This is a genomic window from Acetobacter tropicalis (assembly GCF_001580915.1).
GTDB lineage: Bacteria > Pseudomonadota > Alphaproteobacteria > Acetobacterales > Acetobacteraceae > Acetobacter > Acetobacter tropicalis.
In genome coordinates this window covers 1-19,284 of the sequence record NZ_LHZQ01000171.1, presented here as the reverse complement: position 1 = coordinate 19,284, position 19,284 = coordinate 1, and the positions used below count along the sequence as shown (strand labels likewise).

Below are 19,284 nucleotides of genomic sequence, written 5' to 3'. Positions count from 1 at the left end.
CAGCCACCGTATCCTCCGCCCCAACCGCCACCCCAGCCACCATATCCCCAGCCACCCATGGGGGAGGAATAATCGGTCTGCTGGTTGACGTAAGCCAGGAAGGTATGATCGCCTGATTTGAATTCCCGTGTCGGGACACCAAAAGTGCGCACCACATCCACTGCCTGCTTTCCGATCATGGAATCGAGCATGCGGCGTTCCTTGGCTGTAGGAACCTGACAAGCAGCCAGAGAGAGCATGCCCACCAGGAAAAGGCGTTTTCTGTGTGTCATGACAAAATCCCGACAAGGTGAAACATGCCAGCCCGGCACCCAGCCGGACCATGAGGAAAACAAACTGGTAGAACTGTTACAGACTAAACGCTTATCCACAAGACATCCTGTATCCGTGATGTTCCGCAGGCCAGCATGACAAGCCTGTCAAACCCCAGCGCTATGCCAGAGCAAGGTGGCATGTGTGGTAACGCACGAAGCAGGGCTTCGTCCATTGGCCAATCTGGTCTTTGTGGGTAGAGGCTGCGCCGGGCGGTACGGTCGGCTTCAAAACGGGTGCGTTGTTCCGTGGCGTCCGTCAGTTCTTCAAAGGCGTTCGCCAGTTCCATGCCCGCTGCATAGAGTTCAAACCGTAATGCAACCTGCGGGTTGGCGGGGTCACGGCAAGCAAGGGCGGCCTGGCTGGCGGGCCAATGGGTAAGAAAAGTGGGGCGGCGGCGGCCAATGGCTGGTTCCACCCGTTCCAGCAGCAGCCGGAAAAAAAGGTCTTCCCAGTTTTCCCCCTCTCGCAGGCTGCATCCTGCCGCAGTGGCCAGAGCCTGCGCATCTCCCTCGGTCGGCAGCAGATCAACGCCTGCATGGCGCTGAAAGGCCTCGGCCATGGTCAGGCGTTCAAAAGGCTGTGTCATGTCCAGCGCGTTACTTTGGCCATGGCGTGTGAGAGTAGGGGGCAGAACGGCTTTCACCAGGGCTTCCGTTTCATCCATCAACCCATGAAGGCCAAGGCCCGGGTGATACCATTCCAGCATGGTAAATTCCGGTGCGTGCAGGCCGCTGCGCTCGCCATTGCGCCATACCCGCGCAAACTGGAACACCGGCAGCCCGGTGGCAGCCACAATCCGCTTCATGGCGAATTCCGGGCTGGTATGAAGGAACAGGTCTTCCTGCTGGCCCTGTGGCGTTTCCCTGACGGTATGGAAAGGGTGCAGATGCACTTCCTCCCCCGGTGTGGGCACCACGTACGGGGTTTCTACTTCCATGTGGCCTCGAGCTTCCAGAAACGCCCGAACGCCACGTTGCATCATGCTCCGCCGATGCAGAAAAGGCAGCCGGTCCCGAATATGGTCAGGGTCTTCCCCGCCAGAAAAAGAGACTGAGGAAGCGGGTGCCGTGCGTTGTGTTGTTGCAGGAATGGACATGGTGAGAGTAGAGCCGTGACATGTCTCATTCGGTCAAGCCCCATCCTTCATCCCGCAAGCCCTTACGCACGCCTGATGATCTGATTGCCGCTGGTCTGGTGCCACCAGAGCAGAAGGCTGCGCTTGAAGCTGTGGCAGAGCAGTATGCCACAACCATTCCTCCAGCTTTTCTTGACCTGATTGAACAGCCGGATGACCCGATAGGCATTCAGGTCATCCCCTCGCCGGAGGAACTGCTGGTCACACCGGAAGAACGGTCAGACCCGATCGGGGATGATGCGCTCTCTCCCGTGCCCGGTATCGTGCATCGTTACGCAGATCGTGCGTTGCTCAAGCCGTTGCTGATTTGCCCGCTTTATTGCCGATTCTGCTTTCGGCGGGAGCATGTGGGGCCAGATGGTGGCGTGCTGGATGATGCCGCGCTGGAAAAAGCGTTCGAGTGGCTTCGTACCCATCCCCAAATTCAGGAAGTGATTTTGACAGGGGGAGACCCGCTCATGCTCTCTCCGCGGCGGCTGGGCCAGATTATGGCTGCCCTTTCCGCCATGCCGCATGTCACCACCATTCGGCTGCATAGCCGTGTGCCGGTAGCAGCACCTGAACGGGTGACGGATGCCCTGCTGGATGTTTTGGAGTCGGACAAGGCGGTGTGGATGGCGGTTCACGTTAATCATGCCCGAGAAATGACAGAAGCCGCGCGGGCAAGCCTGAAGCGTATTGTTCGGCGGGGCATTCCCCTGCTCGGCCAGTCTGTGCTGCTTCGGGGGGTGAATGATCGGGAAGAGGCACTGGAAGCCCTGTTCCGCAGCATGGTGGAAGTGCGGATGCGCCCCTATTACCTGCATCAACTGGACCCGGCACCCGGCACGGCGCGGTTCCATGTGCCGGTTGAAGAAGGGCAGAAATTGCTGGCGGGTTTGCGGGGGCGTGTCACAGGCTTGGCGTGGCCCACCTACGTGCTGGATATTCCGGGTGGTTACGGCAAGGTCCCTTTGGGCCCGGATTATGTGGATGGAGCGCTACAGGTGCGTGATCCGGAGGGAAAGGCGCACACACTGGCACGTCTATAACGACACGCCTCCTGCCCCTGCAGAATATGTGCCATATGAGTGGGGAGGCTGTTGACGGACGGCTTTCGGTGGTCTCGCCCCCTGAGGGGCTTACCTCAAGTCAGTCAGAGTTTTGATGTTGGCCTTCTGATTTTCAAAAAGGTCTTGAGTTCCGTGCCCGACGGGCTTGCGGCCTATGGTCCCTCAGTTCAGGAGAGAGTGGAAGCCTGCAGTCTGGTGTGCAGGGCGTCGATGTCCGTATGGGCAAAAACTTCCACCCCATGCTGGCGGAGTAAAGCGGCGGTCACACCCTCTCCGGCATGTTTGTGGCCCGTAAAACTGCCGTCATAAACAGACAGGCTGCCACAGGACGGACTACCATCTATCAAAAGCGCAAACTGACACTGGTTGGCTTGGGCCAACGCAAGGGCGGCCTGTGCACCGGCGACAAATGCGGCTGTAACATCGGCTCCCGTATTGTCCATGACACGGCCTTTACCTTCCAGAACCGCCAATCCGTTTTCACGGTCGGCAATTTCAGCAGCAGGGCGAGGCGTGGGGAGACCGGCGGCCCGTTCCGGGCAAAGCGCAATGATGCGCCCCTCTTTCTGCCAGCGTTCAAGATGAGTATGGACCAGCGTTTTGGCGGACCCATCGTAACGAACGGGCTGGCCCAGCAGGCATGCGCTGACCAGAATTTTAGCAGGATGTTCCATATGCCAAGAAAACCAATGCCCATAATCCGGAGCCAAAGGGAATAGAAAAGGCGCGCTCTTCAGGAGGAACGCGCCTTTTGCAAAAGGGAGAAACGGCCTGTTTGCAGGGCTATCCACCGAGTGAGTGGGGATGCCCCTGGACGCTGTTATTCGCCAGTGGCGCCTCCGCCGGGGTGTCTGCGGTCATATCCACCATAATAATGGGCCGAGCCTTTTTCTCCCAGCTTGGGGCCGCCAACCAGAATACCTTCCGGCATGCCCCATGGCGCATGGGGAGAGAAGGTATAGCCTTCATGCTCCAGCGTGGTTTCTACCTGGGGTGTGACAGCGCCAGCTTCCACTTCTACCGCTTCCGGCAGCCACTGCTGATGCAGGCGCGGCAGATCAATGGCCTGCTGAATATCCAGCCCATAATCTACCACTCCCAGAATAACGGACAGCACAATGGTGGGAATGCGTGAGCCACCCGGGCTGCCGATAATCAGAACAGGTTTGCCATTGCGGGAGACAATGGTGGGAGACATGGAGGAGAGAGGCGTTTTGCCCGGCGCAATGGCGTTGGCCTTGCTGCCGACAATGCCAAACATATTCGGTGATCCCGGTTTGGCCGAGAAATCATCCATTTCATCGTTCAGGAAAAATCCGGTGTCGCCCCCAATCACTTTCGCACCAAACCAGCCGTTCAGCGTGTAGGTGGTGGAAATGGCAAATCCGTCTTTATCAATCACCGAAAAATGGGTGGTCTCGTGTTTCTCCGGTGTCGCCTCGCCTTCTTTCAGAGTGCTGGATGGTACAGCCGTATCTGTGGGAATATGGGCACGTACCTCTGCCGCGTAAGCAGGGTCTAGTAGATGCTGCACCGGGTTTTGCACAAAAGCCGGGTCACCAAGCCCACGACGGTCTGAATAGGCATGGCGCATGGCTTCAATTTCACGCTGCAAAGCCGGCGCGGTGTGCAGGCCAAGCGCGTGCATGTCATACCCGGAGAGAATATCCAGAATTTCACACAGTGCGATGCCACCGCCACTGGGCGGAGGAGAGGTTTCCACCACATAGCCGCGATAATGGCAGCTTAGCGGAGAAAGTTCACGAGGCTGGTAGCGTTCAAAATCAGCGGCCTGAAGCAGACCACCATTTTTTTGCGATGCTTGAACCAGTGTTTTGGCTATCGGGCCTTTATAGAATGCGTCTGCTCCCTGCTGAGCCACGAGCTCCAGAGAACGGGCCAGATTGGTTTGAACCAGCCTGTCCCCTACCTGAAGAGGTGACCCATCGGGCCGAAGAAAAATGGCGCGGGCTTCAGGGCTGGCGCGGAAAGCATCCGTGGAGGTATTGAGCAGGGCCACATCACCCTCTCCAAGCACAAAGCCATCTCGTGCCAGTTTGATGGCTGGCTCCATGACAACCTTGCGGGACAACCGCCCCCATTTGCGGTGAATATGATCCAGACCTGCCACCGTGCCGGGCACAGCCACGGCTTTCCAGCCCGTAATGGATAGGTCAGGGATCACGTTGCCCTTGGCGTCCAGATACATATCGGCTGAAGCTGCCAGCGGCGCTTTTTCACGAAAATCGATGAAAATTGACGGTTTGCCTGGCTGCCGCAGAAGCATGAAGCCACCGCCGCCAATATTTCCCGCCGCAGGATACACAACGGCAAGTGCATATCCCATGGCAACGGCCGCATCAGCCGCATTGCCGCCCTTAGCCAAAATCTGCGCCCCGACATCCGATGCCAGTTTCTGTGCAGAAACCGCCATGCCATGCTTACCCGGCGTAGGAGCCAGCGGAGGGAGGCCGTCTGGCTGGTCCTTGCCATAAGCCAGCGGGTCCGGTGCGGATGAACTGGCAGGTGCGGCAAGGGATACCGTGGAGAAACCAGCCGTGCCGCAGGCGAGAAAAACCATGGCGGCAAAACGCAGACGTAAAGGCAGGCCAGACGAGGATCGACGGGGCGGAAGCATCATGCGTGATCAGCCTTCAACAGGGTAGGGTGGGCAAGTATATCCAGCCGGGGAGAGCGTGAAAATCTCATATCCCGTTTCTGTTACCCCCAGCATATGCTCAAACTGTGCTGAAAGAGAACGGTCACGTGTTACTGCCGTCCAGCCATCATCCAGAATTTTTACGTCCGGGCGGCCGATATTGAGCATGGGTTCGATGGTAAACACCATGCCCGCCTTCAGTTTCAAACCTTCGCCCGGCCGACCGTAATGCAGCACGTTGGGTTCCGCGTGGAAGGTACGGCCAATGCCATGCCCGCAGAAATCCTGCACAATGGAATAACGGTTTTTCTCGGCCAGAGTCTGGATGGCATGCCCTACGTCGCCCAGGGTGGCACCGGGGCGCACAACCTCTATGCCGCGCATGAGGCAGTCATAGGTGGTTTTTATCAGTTTGGCGGCTTTTACCGGCACCTTGCCAACGGTGTACATGCGGCTGTTGTCACCATACCAGCCATCAACAATGGAAGTGACATCAATATTGACGATATCACCGTCCTGCAGGCGCTTTTCACTAGGGATACCGTGGCATACCACGTGGTTGATGGAAATGCAGCTTGCCTTGGGGTAGCCCCGATAATTCAGCGGAGCCGGAATAGCGCCATGATCCAGCGTGTATTCGTGAATAAGGCGGTCAAGTTCCTCGGTGGTGACACCCGGCTTGACGTAAGGGGTGATCATATCCAGCGTGGCGGCAGCCAGACGGCCCGCAGCGCGAAGGCCTTCAAAATCTTCTTCAGTATGCAGGACAATGCCGCTTCTGCCGGCCATGCTTATGCTCCGTGATTTTTGCAGATCTTAATTTAGAGATATGCAAAATGGAGTGAGGCGGCAGTAAAGGCAACCCGCTTCCGGCCCGGAAACGGGTTGTGGAAAAGAATTCAGGTATGATTACGGGTGGAATGAGCCCGATGAACATGCTTGGTGGTGGTCGCCGTTGCCGGATGAACCTTGGCCCCAATCAGCCGGACATGATGGCCACCTGAAACAGGCGTTGCGCGCACATGCCGGGTATGACGGCTCAACGGCGCTTCCGCTACTTCAAGCGGTGCGTGTCCGTGGCGGGCTGAAGCCGCTGCCAGCATGATCACCCGTCCGCCACGGCGATGAGCCGGTACTACGTTGCGTGCCAGAACCAGCGGACGTGCAACCGGGGCAACCCCTTCGGCATCAAAGCCCCGGTCAAGCTGATCTGCCATCACAAGGGTGCGCTGCGGGTTGGAAGATGCGCCCATCACCACCCCAACAAGCCGCACATCATTGCGGATGGCTGAGGTCACCAGATTGCGGCCTGCTTCCTGCGTGTAGCCGGTCTTCATGCCGTCCGCGCCGACATAGGCCTTCAGCATGGGGTTATGGTTGGGGATCATGCGGCCATGAAAGCGGAAAGCGGCCACGGAGAAATAATGATAATCTTCCGGAAAGTCCGTCACGATATGGCGGGCCAGAATGGCCAGATCCCGCGCGGTGGTCATCTGATCTGGGTCAGGCAGGCCGGAAGCGTTGCGGAATGTGGTGTTGTTCATGCCAAGCGCACGAGCCTGCTGGGTCATCATGGCGGCAAATTGTGGTTCGCTTCCGCCGCCCAGAAATTCACCCAGAGCACAGGCGGCATCATTGGCGGATTTGGTCACCAGCGCCAGCATGGCCTGCTCAACAGTCAGGCGGGTGCCGGGAACCAAACCAAGTTTGGAAGGTTCCATTGTCGCGGCATGAATGGAAACAGGAACAGCCTGATCAAGCGTGATGGTACCAGCGCGCAGCGCGGAAAACGCCATGTAAAGCGTCATCAGTTTTGTCAGACTGGCAGGGTAGCGGCGCAGGTCGGGATCAGTCTGGGAAAGAACAGCCCCGGTTTTGGCGTCCATCACAATGGAACTGATCTGGCCCGCATACTGGGCGTGGGCTGCGCGCTGGCTGGCAAAGGTGGTCAACGCCACACCGGCCAGCAGGCCAACCCATTTACGCATGGCAGGGCGTCGTTTACGGCGAGAAGAGTCCAGACCTTGTGTTGGAGTGTCTGTTGTGCGTCCTGTTGCGTAAATGTCTGCCACTGCGCGATCCCACCTGCTTTATTCTCAGGATAATTCAGTCTGGTACTTCAGATTGCAAGACCGCGTCGATAAAAAACTGGAGAATCCTGACCTTGGCGCGGTGTTCTTGTACTTGGTGTTAGCCTGTTATGTGGCATAAATGTGGCAATCTTTACGATAGCGTCTTGAAATCAGGGCGTTTCAGATGCAATGGCCTCTTCCATCCCTGTGCTGAATTCCAATATGATAGCGCATGTCTTTCCCTCTCAAAGTTCGGAAGCGGAGTTCTGGCCTGATGGCATCCCGTTCTTTTTCAGTCCTGCATGCGGGTAATGGGCCGTCTCGACGTAATGGCGGCGGCGCGGAGTCGGATGATGACGGCAGCGATGCCGGGGTCGTGGTGCGGGCCAAGCCCAAAACCCGCAAACCCGCCATGTACAAAGTTCTGATGCTGAACGACGATTACACGCCCATGGAATTTGTGGTGCATGTGCTTGAACGCTTCTTCAACAAGAATCGGGATGAAGCCACCAGTATCATGCTGAACGTGCACAAGCGCGGTGTTGGCGTGTGCGGCGTGTTCACATACGAGGTTGCAGAAACAAAAGTGACGCAGGTTATGGACCTTGCGCGCCAGAATCAGCACCCGTTACAATGTACGATTGAAAAGGATTAAGGCGAGTAAACGAAAAAAAGTCGCCCATAGCGTCTTTTTTATGCGGTTCTGACTCGCAATTCCGCTCAAAGCAGCCAAATATGATTCTGAGGGAACCAGACGTCTCATTGGACACAGTGTTACGGTCTGGGAAACTGGGGAAAGGAGCGTCTCGTCATGTTGTCACGCAATCTTGAGCAGACGCTGCATAAGGCACTTATTCTGGCCGGTGAACGGCATCACGAATATGCGACGCTTGAGCATCTGCTGCTTGCCCTGGTCGATGATGCGGATGCCGTTACGGTGTTCCGGGCATGCGGCGTTGATCTGGAACGCCTGCGGACCGATCTGACCGGTTTTCTTGATAAGGATCTGGCGGGTCTGGCGTCTGACCGCCCGACAGAACCCAAACCTACAGCGGCTTTCCAGCGCGTTATTCAGCGTGCGGCCATACATGTGCAGTCTACCGGGCGTGATGAAGTGACGGGTGCGAACGTACTTGTTGCCTTGTTTGCTGAACGGGAAAGCCATGCCGTGTACTTCCTGCAACTGCAGGACATGACGCGGCTGGATGCTGTGAATTTTCTCTCCCACGGGATTGCCAAGGCTCCTGATCGTTCCACGCGCCGTCCGGTTACTGGCACGGGTACCAATTCCGGTTCAGGCTCGGACAAGAACGAAGATGGAGAGCGCGGCGAAACACGGACACAGAAAAATCAGGATGCGTTGTCCACCTATTGCATCAACCTGAATGCAAAGGCGGAAGCGGGCAAAATTGATCCTTTGATCGGGCGCGATACGGAAGTTGAACGCACCATTCAGATCCTGTGCCGCCGTACCAAGAATAACCCGCTTTATGTGGGGGACCCCGGGGTGGGTAAAACCGCCATTGCGGAAGGGCTCGCCCGCCGCATTGTGGAAGGCAATGTGCCTGAAGTGCTGCTGAAAGCGACCATCTACTCGCTGGATATGGGCGCGTTGCTGGCAGGCACCCGCTATCGTGGTGACTTTGAAGAACGCCTGAAAGCCGTTGTGACAGAACTGGATCAGGACCCGCACGGTATCCTGTTCATTGATGAAATTCATACGGTGATCGGGGCCGGGGCAACATCAGGCGGGGCCATGGATGCCTCCAACCTGCTGAAACCTGCTCTGGCGGCTGGCACGCTGCGGTGCATCGGGTCCACCACATATAAGGAATTCCGCCAGCATTTTGAAAAGGATCGTGCCCTTGTGCGCCGGTTCCAGAAAATTGATGTGCCGGAACCCACTGTGGATGATGCGGTGAAAATCCTGCGTGGTCTGAAAAGCAGCTACGAAAAGCACCACAAGGTCCGTTACACGGAAGAAGCCATTCGTGGGGCAGTGGAACTGTCCGCCAAATACATCCATGACCGGAAACTGCCGGATAAGGCAATTGACGTGATTGATGAAGTTGGGGCGTCCCGTATGCTTCTGCCTGAAGGCAAGCGGCGTAAAACCGTGAACCTGAAGGATGTGGAAGACATCATTGCCCGGATTGCGCGCATTCCGCCCAAGAGCATTTCTGCTGATGATAAAGAAGTGCTGCGGGCTCTGGAACGTGACCTGAAAGGGATGGTGTTCGGGCAGGATCAGGCAATTGAAACCCTGTCTGCCGCCATCAAGCTGTCTCGTGCTGGCCTACGTGATCCTGAAAAGCCGATTGGCAACTATCTGTTCTCTGGCCCCACTGGGGTCGGGAAAACGGAAGTGGCCCGGCAGTTGGCGTCCACACTTGGTATCGAACTGATCCGTTTCGACATGTCGGAATATATGGAGCGTCACTCCATTTCCCGTCTGCTGGGGGCTCCTCCGGGATATGTCGGGTTTGACCAGGGTGGTCTGCTGACCGATGCCATTGACCAGCATCCGCATGCCGTGCTGCTTCTGGATGAAATCGAAAAGGCTCATCCTGATCTGTATAACGTGCTGCTGCAGGTGATGGATCACGGCAGACTGACCGACCATAACGGCAAGACGGTCGATTTCAGGAACGTTATCCTGATCATGACCACAAATGCCGGGGCGGCTGATCTGAGCAAGGAAGCCATCGGGTTTGGGCGTATCGCGCGTGATGGTGAAGATGAGGAAGCCATCAAGCGGCTGTTCACACCGGAATTCCGTAACCGTCTGGATGCGATCATTCCGTTCGCTAACCTGACGCCGGAAACGGTGGGCCGTGTGGTCGAAAAGTTTGTGTTGCAGCTTGAAGCACAGCTTGCAGACCGTAACGTGACGATCGAACTGTCTTCCGCAGCCAAGGAATGGCTGGCCGAACGTGGGTATGACAGACTGTATGGTGCGCGTCCGTTGGGCCGGGTCATTCAGGAATCGCTCAAGAAGCCGCTGGCGGAAGAACTGCTGTTTGGCAAACTTGTCAAAGGCGGTGCAGTGAAGATCGGCCTGAAGAACGGCGCTCTGACGTTCGATATTGTGGAAAGTAAAGCGCTTGGTACTCCGGCATCTGATGAAGATGAACGGGGCAGTGAGAAGGAAGAAGAAGCGGCGGGCTAAACGGCTTCTTCTGACGCAAAAACTGGAAACGGCCAGTTAGAGAGTTCTGACTGGCCGTTTTTTATGCCGATAGCATTTTACTCGTAGCGATGACCATTGACGGTTACATACCCCGACACATGCCAGGCGCGTCCTGTCCCATGATGGGTCCAGTCCACTCCCTGTTTCCGGAAAGAATCGTAATAATAACGGCCCACCACTTCTACCTGATCCCCTTTGTTGACCCATGGCCAGGCCGGGGCATTCATCTCGTCCAGGCCGGAGACAATTCGGATGGAAATATTCGGGGCAACGGCCACATAGAAATAACCATGCCACCCACTGCGTGTCCGTCTTGCCTTGGGGGAGAGGGCAATAACCGTGCCGCAGATATGTACTGGCACATCAGCTTTGGGCCCACCATTTTCAAAGGCTTGCTGTTTCGCCATGAAATCACGGTTGTCACAGCTAGCGGGAACAGTCTGATAAGCCTCGAAGCTTCTTGCAAAAGAAGCAGGTGTTGCCAGAGGTAACCCCAGACTTAAAAGAGCCGCAGCCAATAAGGCGCGGGGGAGGGCAGATGTAGCCATTAACAAAAAACCTTCCTTCAAAACAGTCAGGAGCCAGACAGAACGTGACCAGAGAATGGTAACTGCCAACTGCCTCGCTCACTCCTGCGGTTACAGACCTTTTTATGCATGAAGTGCGTTTAGGGATGCTCGCTTAACAGGCGCGTACGGTAATCATCCAGAAATTTAGCAACTTCCGGTGCAGGCTTGGGGGCTTGCTGTTGCAGGTTCTGCAGTGCACGGATAATGGCTCCAATCACTACCAGACGTGCATACCATTTGTGATTGGAAGGGACGACAATCCAAGGCGCGTAAGGGCGAGCAGTTTCAGAAATGGCATTCTGATAAGCCTTCTGATAGTCATCCCAATATTCGCGTTCACGCAGGTCCGCAGGCGAGAATTTCCAACGTTTGTCGGGAATATCCAGTCGGGCCAGAAGGCGTTCTCTTTGCTCTTCGCGTGAAATATTCAGAAAAAACTTTAGAACGATGGTCCCCTGCCGGGCCAGATAATGTTCCAGATGGCGGATGTCACTGTACCGCCCTTGCCAGAATTCCGGGGAGTTGATCTCGCCACTTAAATGTTCATGCTGCAAAAGATCTGGGTGAACCCGCGTAACCAGAACATCTTCATACTGGCTCCGGTTGAAAATTACGATGCGCCCTACCTGCGGGGCAGCCAGATGAATACGCCACAGGAAACCGTGTAAAAGTTCTGTCGGACCAGGCTGCTTGAAGGAACTAACGGAAACGCCCTGTGGATTTACGCCGGACATAACGTGTTTGATGGTGCCATCCTTCCCGGCGGCATCCATACCTTGCAGGATGATTAAAACGGAGTGGGTCTGATTGGCGTAGAGCAGATCCTGAAGTTCCAGAAGGCGTTTTTTTACTGTTTTCAGAAGTTTGGCACCCTCAGCCTTGGTCAGGCCCAGATCGCCATCATCATCAGGATTATGGTCTTTCAGATCAAATTTATCGCCGTTTGTAATGTGATAGCTGTCCAGCGCACGCAGAAATTTGGCGAGCTTGTTCATGCTGTTCCTTCCCTGTTCTAAAGCAATGCTAAGCCTGAACCCGATGTTTGTAAAAAGATCAGCAAGGAGGTCTGTGCCATGCTAGGCGGGACGCTCAAAGGGAGGGGAAACAGGAAAAGCGGTCCCCTCTGTCTGGGCTAAAAAATGTCGAGAATTACGCAGGAAACAGGGGCAAAAACTTGCCAAACTGCAAGGTTCACCTCATATCGGAAGTATGGCTTTCAAGCATATCTCCCTTCTTCAACAGTCAATACAACCAGGTCATTCATTAACTGGGCTTCTTCTGGTGGCATCCCCGGCTTTGGGCGATACACCGTTTGCGCGGACAGTCATTTACGTGTGTGCTCATGCTCATGAAGGCGGAGCCATGGGATTAGTGGTCAATCGGCGCCTCCCCAAACCGGGGTTGAACGATGTTCTGGAGCAACTGGAAATAGGCCCCATTCCGCCGCTGCGCCGCATTGGGGTATGTGCAGGTGGGCCGGTAGATGAAACACGCGGGTTCGTGCTGCACTCTTCAGACTGGAAAAGCGAAGGAAGCCTGTCTGTTACTGGCGGTGTTACCCTTACTGCCAGTCTGGATGTGTTGAAGGATATTGCAGAAGGAAGTGGCCCAGAAGATGCCCTGCTGGCCATGGGGCATGCCAGTTGGGGGACGGGGCAGTTGGAAGAGGAAATCTTCCGGCATGATGCCTGGTTGCTGGCACCCCCATCACGTGAGATCGTGTTTGGGCAGGATTACGGCGCTAAATGGCGTCAGGCTCTGGCTGCGATTGATATAGATCCTGTGCGCCTGACCGGGCAGACGGGTCACGCCTGAGCAGGCTCAAATAAAAAACACCACCCGAAGAGAAACGGACGGTGTTTTGTAACGTTCTGAATGAAGAACCTGGAAACGTCAGTTCTGGCTATCGAAGGTAATACCGTCTTCTTCTGCGCCACTGGTAATGGGGCGGGCGGTAGCAGGAGCCTGTGCAAGCTGAGTGGCGCCAACCTGTGTGTTCATCTTATGGGCCCAAGCGGTCATCACGTCATTGGCGTGGTTGCTGCCACCCGGACGACGCCCATAGATAAAACCGTATGTGGGATAAATGGAGCCAAACCCACCAGAGCGGTTGTTTAGAGCAACACGAACGGCTGACCAGTCATTGTTGGGAGAAACGTCAATGACCTGCACATTCCGGCTAATGCCATTTTGGGCCCAGTGGGACTGATCAATAACAATGGTGCGGCTATCAACAATATTCCGCACGACAGCCACATGACCAAGCGGCATGCGGCGGGTGCTGCGGAAATTCAGCACACTACCTGGTTCCGGTGCGGAGCCCCGTTCATACACGCCAGCCGCATTGTGCCACCAGTCACGGGCATTACCATGTAGCATAACATCTGAAGCAGTCTGAGCATACGCCACACACTGAATGACATGCCCGGTAGCGTAACCACCCCGATGCCAGTGTCTGCCTGCTGCCGGGTGCCAGCGGCCTGCAGCATAACGTCCGGCAGAGCCATGATAGGACGCAGCAGTGAATGTCATTTTGTGGGGAGCAGCATGCCGGTGTGCTGCGTGCCGGCTTTTAGCGGCCGCCGGCTGTATAAAGGCGGATAAGGACAGAAGCGAAACAACGGCCATTTTCAGTTTAAAAGCACCAGGCCGTCCATCTCGCATCTCAGCGTACCTTTCCTGCATCACGGGCTTAAGAGTTGTCTTCGCTTAGGTATAAACATCTGTGCAGGTCAGGCAAGCGCTCAATGCGGAGCAAAAACACTCTTTTTCGGGTTTGCACAAGGAGAGGTGGTTTGGCAGTAAAAATAGGAATAAAATCCTATAATAAGCCATGAATCTGCCAAAATTCCGTCTCTGTGGAAGTGTAAACCATAAAAAACAGAGTGTGGCTCCGGCAGGAGGGAGTCGCAAAACTGTGGCGCGGATGCCACGTGGTGCGTGCTGCCCCGTGCCGGAGCAAAGCAGGCTTATTTTGTTGTAATCAGCATGATTTCAACCAGTACGCGTGGGTCGGTCATGGCGGCCTGTACGCAGGCGCGGGCAGGGGCATGGTTTTCCGGCAGCCACGCTGTCCAGACTTTGTTCATGGCGTTGCGATCATTGATGTCTTTCAGCCAGATCTGAGCCTGCAACAGGCGGGTGTTGTCTGTGCCGTGCTGTTCCAGCAGGGCGTCAATCTGCTCCAGAACGTCTTTGGTCTGGCCTTCAATGTCCAGATCATGATTCCGGGCGACCACGCCCTGCGTGAAAATAAAACCATGATATTCCACCACGGATGACAGAATGGGGCTGGGGTTTGTGCGTAGAATCTTGCTCATGAAAAATCTCTTGTTTTTGCAGTGACAGAGGCAGCACAGTGCTGCTCCGTTGGGGCAGTGTCTCGGGTAAGCGCGTGGCGGTCAACCAGACTGTGCGGGAAGGCGAGCATAGACCGCCAATCGTTCAGGCGTATCAAAATCGACGAGCTCTTCAAGCGGGGCAGGCACAAGATGCACTTTCTGACCGAGCGCCTGAAGAAGGGCGCGTCCGCCTTTATCACCCCGTATTTGCTTCAGTGCTGCAAATTCCGTGCTGCTCCACACAACCGGGTTTCCGGGGCGCCCCCCTCGGTCGGGTGCCGTCGCAGCAGCTTGGTGACGTCTGTGTTCCGCTAACAGCGCGTTCAGTAGCCCGGTGGAAACAAGGGGCATATCCGCAAGACACACCAGAACGGACGAAGCCTTCAAAGCCTCTGCAGCTTCAATTCCGGCGCGGAGAGAAGCTGAAAGCCCATCAACCGCATCGTGCGCGAGACATAAATGCAGTTTCTGTTCGTTTTGGAACGTGTTGTTCAGGTGGGCGGAAAGTTCAGGTTTGTCTGGCGGCACAACCACAACAACCTGCTCCGCGTTGCTGTGCAGGGCCGTTGAGGCCGTTCTGGCCAGCATTGTCTGGCCTGCGGCATCGTGTGCCAGCAGCTTGTGGTCTGGTGCCGTGCGGGAGGATCGCCCTGCTGCCAGCACCAGCGCTATGGGCCGGAAGGCGGTGTTAGACTTTACCACCCGGAGCGCTCGGCAAGGGCGGCTCCGCGACGGATCGCAACAATTTCCGCAAGGATGGAAAGAGCAATTTCTTCCGCCCCTACAGCCCCAATGGCCAACCCGACAGGGCCGTGAATACGTTTTAGATCCAGCTCAGAAAATCCAGCTTCTTTCAGCCGTTTCATGCGGCTGGCCTGCGTTTTACGAGACCCCAGCGCCCCGATGTAAAATGCAGGACCACGCAAAGCGGCTTCCAGAGTAGGGTCGTCCAGCTTGGCATCATGGGTCAGGGTGACAATGGCGGTCATGCCATCCACGCCGAGCTCGTCCAGTGCGTCATCCGGCCATTCGGTAATGAGTGTTTCCCCCGGAACAAAGCCGGGGAAGCGCTCCGGAGTAGCCAAGGCTGTGCGTGGGTCTATTACCAATGGGGAAAGCCCGGTCATGAGGGCCATCTGTGCCAGATGCTGCGCAATATGAACCGCACCGACAATCAACAGACGCGGCGGGGGTGTAAGGGGTTGAAGAAACCAGTCCGCTCCATTTTCTTCTGAAACAGTCTGGCATGTGCCATGGCGCAGGCACTCTTCTACTGCATAGGCCAAGGCATCAGGGTGGAGGCTGCGGTGATGTGTGTCCAAAAGCCGGTGGTGTTGCGCATCCAGTGAGCGCATCATTACTGCCGGTTTACGTGTAGCCAGAAAGGCGCAGGCCTGTTCCAGAAGGTGAAGCGGGAAGGTGCCCGTCGGGCAGGACGGGCTGCTAACGGCTTCTACCAGCACATCCAGCTTGCCACCGCAGGCCAGCCCAACATCCCATGCCCGTTCGCTGCTGACACCATAAGAAAGAATCTCCGCAGGTGCGCCATCCATAATGGCCTGCGCGGTGGTTATCACATCCGTTTCCACGCAGCCGCCACTAACAGACCCTTCCACGCGGCCTGTCTCGCTGATGGCCATGAAGCTACCCGCAGGGCGCGGGGAGCTGCCCCATGTGCCGACCACCGTCGCCAGCGCAACTTTCTGGCCTGCCAGCACCCAGGTCAGAGCGTGGTCAAGTGGGGTCATGACCTGCGGGCGGGACGTGAGGGGCAGCACGGGCAGGTGGGGTTGAGGCTGGACGGTCATTTTTCCAGTTTATAACAAATGCGTGTTTCCTGCACACAACTGAAACAAGGGGCAGGCCTGCTTGGATCAGAGGTTCTCCAGTGCGTGCCCCCTTGATACCTCAGGAAAGAACACTACGTTACAACAGAGTATTATTTAAGAAAGTAAGGATGCTATAAAATGGCAGAGTCAAGAGACGGTCGCGTAATCTACGTTGTGGCAGATGGCGGCAAGGTTCGTTTTCTGCATGATGCACAGGGTGAATTCAGAGATGTGCAGGATTTTGATGCGCATGATCATGAAGGCACGCCCGGCAAAGTTCCTTCCGGCTCCACGCCGGCGGATAACGCGAAAGACGCGTTTGCCCGTGTTGTGGCAGACCGCATCAATGCGCTTGTAAACAAGGGCGGGCAGATTGACGGGTTCGTGCTGGCAGCTCCCGCCCCCGTTCTGCATGAAATCCGCACGCATCTCAGCAAGCCTGCAGAAGCCAAACTGATCAAGAGCTTCCCCAAGGATCTCACAAACATTCCCGCGCATGATCTGCGGCGCCACTTTGATATTCCGGCTACCGGCTGGCAGCTTCCTGCCTAAGAGGCTTCGGCATATATTAAGTGTGTCACAAAACTGCCAGAGCTTTGCATCTGGCAGTTTTTTTATGGACGCCGTGCAGGAAGCACGCCAGTAAACGCAGCGAATGTGCCTTTCGAATAGTTTGGCGCGTGAAAGCCTATAGGATTATGCCTGCGTTCTGACTCTGTGGGTTGTAAAATTAAGGAGGAGAACAGTTTTGCACCAAGCCTATTCTGGCATGCAGTTGCAGGTAATCCCAGTAACGCCGTTTCGTCAGAACTGTTCTGTGTTGTGGAATGAAGCAACCCGTCATGCCGTGGTAGTGGACCCTGGTGGGGATGCGGATGTGCTGGGCCAATTCATTCGGCAGAACGGTCTGAATGTTGAGGCCATTCTGCTGACACATGGCCACCTTGATCATGCAGGCGGTGTGGCTGCCCTGTCCCGTTTGTTGGCTAAACAACAAAAAGTCCTACCTGTCATCATCGGCCCTACGGCAGAGGATGGTTTTCTCTTGTCTTCCATTGAAAATCAGGCACGTCATTTTGGCTTGGAAGAGTTGGAAAACGCCAAAGTGGATCGTTACGTTGTAGAAGGTGAACAGATACAGGCAGCCGGACGGACGTTTGATGTCATTCATGTGCCCGGCCATACTCCCGGCCATGTGGTATTTGTTGATAAAGCAGCAAAATTTGCCTTTGTGGGGGATACCTTATTTCGGGGCACAATTGGGCGGACAGACTTCCCTTACGGGGACGGAGATCTTCTTGTAAGGTCTATCAAAGAAAAACTGCTTCCCTTGGGGGATGATATTGTGATTATGCCGGGGCATGGCGGCTCAAGTACCTTGGGTGCTGAACGTATGAACAATCCGTTTCTCTGTGCCGGTTGATTAGGAGTTCGTGAGTGAGACAGGGTATTCTTGGTGTGGTGGCGGCCTGCCTTCTGGCAGGTGGGGTATTGGGTGCCACCGCCATGGCCAGCACGGAAGATATGAGCGAACCAACGCAGGCCCAGCCTGTTTTGCCGCGTGAAAATCTGACAATTGTGTCTGCCAGCGGTCGGCATGTGTTTTCAGTGGAGTTGGCACGTACGCCACGCCAGCAGCAGGTGGGAGAAATGTTCCGCACTACTCTGCCAGATACCAGTGGCATGTTGTTCCTTTGGGCAGCCCCCCAGCAGAGTGATATGTGGATGGAAAACACGCTTGTTCCGCTGGATATCGTCTTCATAGCGCCCGATCATCGTATTCAGGCGATTGCCGAAAATGCTGTTCCACGCAGCCTGGCTCATATCAGCAGTCATGGTCCGGTATCGGCTACGCTTGAACTGGCTGGTGGGGTAACGGCGCGGCTGGGTATAACCGTAGGGGACAAGGTGGAAGCCCCGTCCTTGGAGAAAAAATCCTGACACCACCTTTTTCCCGACCGTTTGAGACAGTTCGGAAAAAAGGTAGAGGATATACACAACCCCACTTTTGGGGGTGTATTGAGGCAAGAACGTGACGATTTTTGTAACAGGGGCGGCTGGCTTTGTTGGCTACCATGTCAGTCAGGCGCTTCTGGCGAGAGGGGAACGGGTTATCGGGGTAGATAACCTGAACACCTATTATAGCCCTGCATTGAAACAGGCGCGTCTGGCCCGCTTGCAACAGCAGCCACAGTTTGTTTTTCATCAGATTGAATTGTCAGACATGGCAGCCCTTGGTCAGCTTGCTGTGCAGGAGTCCTCCATCACGGGTGTGTTGCATTTTGCAGCGCAGGCAGGCGTTCGGTATTCCATGAACAATCCTGCCGCATTTGCCGAGTCCAACGTGCTAGGTCACGTCTCGGTGCTCGAATTTGCCCGTCGGTTGCCGCATCTGAAGCATCTGGTTTACGCCTCTTCGTCTTCGGTTTACGGACGCAATACGTCCCTACCATTTCGGGAAACCGATAGGGTGGATGAACCCGGCTCTTTTTATGCGGTTACAAAACGTGCGGGAGAGCTGACGTCGTCCACCTATAGCCATTTATATGGCCTGCCCCAGACAGGTCTGCGGTTTTTTACGGTGTATGGTCCATGGGGGCGCCCAGACATGGCCTATTACAGCTTTGCGCAGGCAATATCGCACGGGAAAGATGTCACCCTTTATAAGGGAGAGGCCCTCGCGCGGGATTTCACTTACATCTCAGATGTAGTGGCAGGGGTTTTGGCCGTTTATGAAGCCCCGCCTCCAGTCGGAGAAGCGCGCGTATTGAACATTGGCAATCATAGACCCGAACCTGTCCGCTATCTGGTGCAGTTGCTGGAAAGGGAACTGGGGCGTCCAGCCAAACTGCGTTTGCTACCGCGACCCGAGGCTGATGTTGAAACCACGTGGGCTTCTATTAACGCCATTCATGACCTCACTGGTTGGAAGCCAACGACGCAGTTGGAGGACGGCATTAGTCAGTTTGTGTCCTGGTTTCGAGAATACGAAGGCTTACAATCCGCCCTCTAAGCCTTGGCTTGAAGATCCCCGCTTTCATGCGGGGATTTTTTTTGAGGATCTGTTTTGCGCGATCATGGATGATAGTTAACAATTCTGCTGGGGTAATTTTTGAGGTTTA

19 protein-coding genes and 1 pseudogene are annotated in these 19,284 nt (G+C 55.6%); 8 read left to right on the top strand and 12 right to left on the bottom strand.

The annotated features are described in order from the left end of the window. Together AD944_RS03760 and epmA are read right to left on the bottom strand one after the other, a co-directional pair. Positions 1–272: pseudogene (locus AD944_RS03760) on the bottom strand (hypothetical protein); the annotation flags it as partial. An 83-nt stretch (positions 273–355) separates the two neighbouring features. After that, positions 356–1,411, bottom strand: a complete 1,056-nt coding sequence (epmA, locus tag AD944_RS03755; RefSeq protein ID WP_045542563.1) for an EF-P lysine aminoacylase EpmA — start codon at positions 1,409–1,411, stop codon at positions 356–358. 20 nt (positions 1,412–1,431) lie between these two features. Between epmA and AD944_RS03750 the strand changes: the two genes are divergently transcribed. Continuing rightward, positions 1,432–2,481 carry a lysine-2,3-aminomutase-like protein gene (locus AD944_RS03750; protein ID WP_045542564.1) on the top strand — a complete coding sequence of 350 codons (1,050 nt, stop codon included), beginning with the start codon at positions 1,432–1,434 and terminating at the stop codon, positions 2,479–2,481. A 188-nt stretch (positions 2,482–2,669) separates the two neighbouring features. Here AD944_RS03750 and AD944_RS03745 read toward each other — a convergent pair whose 3' ends face one another. The 4 genes from AD944_RS03745 to AD944_RS03730 form a co-directional block, all read right to left on the bottom strand. Continuing rightward, positions 2,670–3,176 carry a DUF523 domain-containing protein gene (locus AD944_RS03745; protein WP_045542565.1) on the bottom strand — a complete coding sequence of 169 codons (507 nt, stop codon included), beginning with the start codon at positions 3,174–3,176 and terminating at the stop codon, positions 2,670–2,672. Between the two features lie 146 nt (positions 3,177–3,322). Beyond that, entirely contained in the window at positions 3,323–5,143 is a 1,821-nt protein-coding gene (gene ggt, locus AD944_RS03740) for a gamma-glutamyltransferase (RefSeq protein WP_045542566.1), read from the bottom strand. Positions 5,144–5,149: 6 nt separating this feature from the next. Beyond that, complete coding sequence (gene map / locus AD944_RS03735; RefSeq protein ID WP_006557157.1) at positions 5,150–5,950, bottom strand: type I methionyl aminopeptidase; 801 nt, start codon at positions 5,948–5,950, stop codon at positions 5,150–5,152. Positions 5,951–6,060: 110 nt separating this feature from the next. Beyond that, positions 6,061–7,149 carry a D-alanyl-D-alanine carboxypeptidase family protein gene (locus tag AD944_RS03730; RefSeq protein WP_081473504.1) on the bottom strand — a complete coding sequence of 363 codons (1,089 nt, stop codon included), beginning with the start codon at positions 7,147–7,149 and terminating at the stop codon, positions 6,061–6,063. 358 nt (positions 7,150–7,507) lie between these two features. On the opposite strand from AD944_RS03730, the gene clpS reads away from it, so the two are divergent. Next, positions 7,508–7,888, top strand: coding sequence for an ATP-dependent Clp protease adapter ClpS (clpS, locus tag AD944_RS03725; RefSeq protein ID WP_006557160.1), 381 nt, complete (start codon positions 7,508–7,510; stop codon positions 7,886–7,888). 156 nt (positions 7,889–8,044) lie between these two features. Continuing rightward, entirely contained in the window at positions 8,045–10,402 is a 2,358-nt protein-coding gene (clpA, locus tag AD944_RS03720) for an ATP-dependent Clp protease ATP-binding subunit ClpA (RefSeq protein WP_035382424.1), read from the top strand. 77 nt (positions 10,403–10,479) lie between these two features. On the opposite strand, the gene AD944_RS03715 is transcribed toward clpA, so the two are convergent. Together AD944_RS03715 and AD944_RS03710 are read right to left on the bottom strand one after the other, a co-directional pair. Next, positions 10,480–10,971: a DUF3465 domain-containing protein gene (locus tag AD944_RS03715; protein WP_045542588.1), complete on the bottom strand. Its 492-nt coding sequence runs from the start codon at positions 10,969–10,971 to the stop codon at positions 10,480–10,482. A 119-nt stretch (positions 10,972–11,090) separates the two neighbouring features. Beyond that, positions 11,091–11,987 carry a polyphosphate kinase 2 family protein gene (locus AD944_RS03710; protein WP_035382422.1) on the bottom strand — a complete coding sequence of 299 codons (897 nt, stop codon included), beginning with the start codon at positions 11,985–11,987 and terminating at the stop codon, positions 11,091–11,093. 214 nt (positions 11,988–12,201) lie between these two features. On the opposite strand from AD944_RS03710, the gene AD944_RS03705 reads away from it, so the two are divergent. After that, the gene (locus AD944_RS03705; RefSeq protein ID WP_045542567.1) at positions 12,202–12,807 is read left to right on the top strand and encodes a YqgE/AlgH family protein; all 606 of its coding nucleotides are present in this window, start codon (positions 12,202–12,204) and stop codon (positions 12,805–12,807) included. Between the two features lie 78 nt (positions 12,808–12,885). Here the strand turns inward: AD944_RS03705 and AD944_RS03700 are convergent, their stop codons facing one another. From AD944_RS03700 to AD944_RS03685, 4 genes are all read right to left on the bottom strand, one after another. Next, entirely contained in the window at positions 12,886–13,680 is a 795-nt protein-coding gene (locus AD944_RS03700; RefSeq protein ID WP_179946485.1) for a CHAP domain-containing protein, read from the bottom strand. 281 nt (positions 13,681–13,961) lie between these two features. Then, entirely contained in the window at positions 13,962–14,312 is a 351-nt protein-coding gene (locus AD944_RS03695; protein WP_045542568.1) for a RidA family protein, read from the bottom strand. A gap of 81 nt (positions 14,313–14,393) precedes the next feature. Then, positions 14,394–15,035 carry a nucleotidyltransferase family protein gene (locus tag AD944_RS03690; RefSeq protein WP_045542569.1) on the bottom strand — a complete coding sequence of 214 codons (642 nt, stop codon included), beginning with the start codon at positions 15,033–15,035 and terminating at the stop codon, positions 14,394–14,396. Beyond that, the gene (locus tag AD944_RS03685; protein ID WP_373317183.1) at positions 15,029–16,141 is read right to left on the bottom strand and encodes an XdhC family protein; all 1,113 of its coding nucleotides are present in this window, start codon (positions 16,139–16,141) and stop codon (positions 15,029–15,031) included. Before AD944_RS03685 ends, AD944_RS03690 begins: the two co-directional genes overlap by 7 nt. A 159-nt stretch (positions 16,142–16,300) precedes the next feature. Here AD944_RS03685 and AD944_RS03680 point away from each other — a divergent pair, with 159 nt between their 5' ends. The 4 genes from AD944_RS03680 (at position 16,301) to AD944_RS03665 (ending at position 19,175) form a co-directional block, all read left to right on the top strand. Next, positions 16,301–16,714 (top strand): host attachment protein, encoded by a 414-nt coding sequence (locus AD944_RS03680; protein ID WP_045542570.1) that lies wholly within the window; start codon positions 16,301–16,303, stop codon positions 16,712–16,714. A gap of 217 nt (positions 16,715–16,931) precedes the next feature. After that, complete coding sequence (locus AD944_RS03675; RefSeq protein ID WP_045542571.1) at positions 16,932–17,585, top strand: MBL fold metallo-hydrolase; 654 nt, start codon at positions 16,932–16,934, stop codon at positions 17,583–17,585. An 83-nt stretch (positions 17,586–17,668) separates the two neighbouring features. Next, positions 17,669–18,103 (top strand): DUF192 domain-containing protein, encoded by a 435-nt coding sequence (locus tag AD944_RS03670; RefSeq protein ID WP_373317186.1) that lies wholly within the window; start codon positions 17,669–17,671, stop codon positions 18,101–18,103. A 91-nt stretch (positions 18,104–18,194) separates the two neighbouring features. Further along, a complete protein-coding gene (locus AD944_RS03665) occupies positions 18,195–19,175 on the top strand; it encodes an NAD-dependent epimerase/dehydratase family protein (protein WP_045542572.1) in 981 nt (326 codons plus the stop codon). The last annotated feature ends 109 nt before the right edge of the window (positions 19,176–19,284 follow it).

What these genes read in the sequence shown, in the direction of transcription:
- AD944_RS03750 (WP_045542564.1), top strand. Translation starts at nt 1,432, where the DNA reads ATGTCTCATTCGGTCAAGCCCCATCCTTCATCCCGCAAGCCCTTACGC.
- AD944_RS03745 (WP_045542565.1), bottom strand. Translation starts at nt 3,176, where the DNA reads ATGGAACATCCTGCTAAAATTCTGGTCAGCGCATGCCTGCTGGGCCAG.
- AD944_RS03730 (WP_081473504.1), bottom strand. Translation starts at nt 7,149, where the DNA reads ATGCGTAAATGGGTTGGCCTGCTGGCCGGTGTGGCGTTGACCACCTTT.
- AD944_RS03715 (WP_045542588.1), bottom strand. Translation starts at nt 10,971, where the DNA reads ATGGCTACATCTGCCCTCCCCCGCGCCTTATTGGCTGCGGCTCTTTTA.
- AD944_RS03685 (WP_373317183.1), bottom strand. Translation starts at nt 16,141, where the DNA reads ATGACCGTCCAGCCTCAACCCCACCTGCCCGTGCTGCCCCTCACGTCC.
- AD944_RS03695 (WP_045542568.1), bottom strand. Translation starts at nt 14,312, where the DNA reads ATGAGCAAGATTCTACGCACAAACCCCAGCCCCATTCTGTCATCCGTG.
- AD944_RS03670 (WP_373317186.1), top strand. Translation starts at nt 17,669, where the DNA reads ATGGCCAGCACGGAAGATATGAGCGAACCAACGCAGGCCCAGCCTGTT.
- AD944_RS03710 (WP_035382422.1), bottom strand. Translation starts at nt 11,987, where the DNA reads ATGAACAAGCTCGCCAAATTTCTGCGTGCGCTGGACAGCTATCACATT.
- ggt (WP_045542566.1), bottom strand. Translation starts at nt 5,143, where the DNA reads ATGATGCTTCCGCCCCGTCGATCCTCGTCTGGCCTGCCTTTACGTCTG.
- AD944_RS03680 (WP_045542570.1), top strand. Translation starts at nt 16,301, where the DNA reads ATGGCAGAGTCAAGAGACGGTCGCGTAATCTACGTTGTGGCAGATGGC.
- epmA (WP_045542563.1), bottom strand. Translation starts at nt 1,411, where the DNA reads ATGTCCATTCCTGCAACAACACAACGCACGGCACCCGCTTCCTCAGTC.
- clpS (WP_006557160.1), top strand. Translation starts at nt 7,508, where the DNA reads ATGGCATCCCGTTCTTTTTCAGTCCTGCATGCGGGTAATGGGCCGTCT.
- AD944_RS03675 (WP_045542571.1), top strand. Translation starts at nt 16,932, where the DNA reads ATGCAGTTGCAGGTAATCCCAGTAACGCCGTTTCGTCAGAACTGTTCT.
- map (WP_006557157.1), bottom strand. Translation starts at nt 5,950, where the DNA reads ATGGCCGGCAGAAGCGGCATTGTCCTGCATACTGAAGAAGATTTTGAA.
- AD944_RS03705 (WP_045542567.1), top strand. Translation starts at nt 12,202, where the DNA reads ATGGCTTTCAAGCATATCTCCCTTCTTCAACAGTCAATACAACCAGGT.
- clpA (WP_035382424.1), top strand. Translation starts at nt 8,045, where the DNA reads ATGTTGTCACGCAATCTTGAGCAGACGCTGCATAAGGCACTTATTCTG.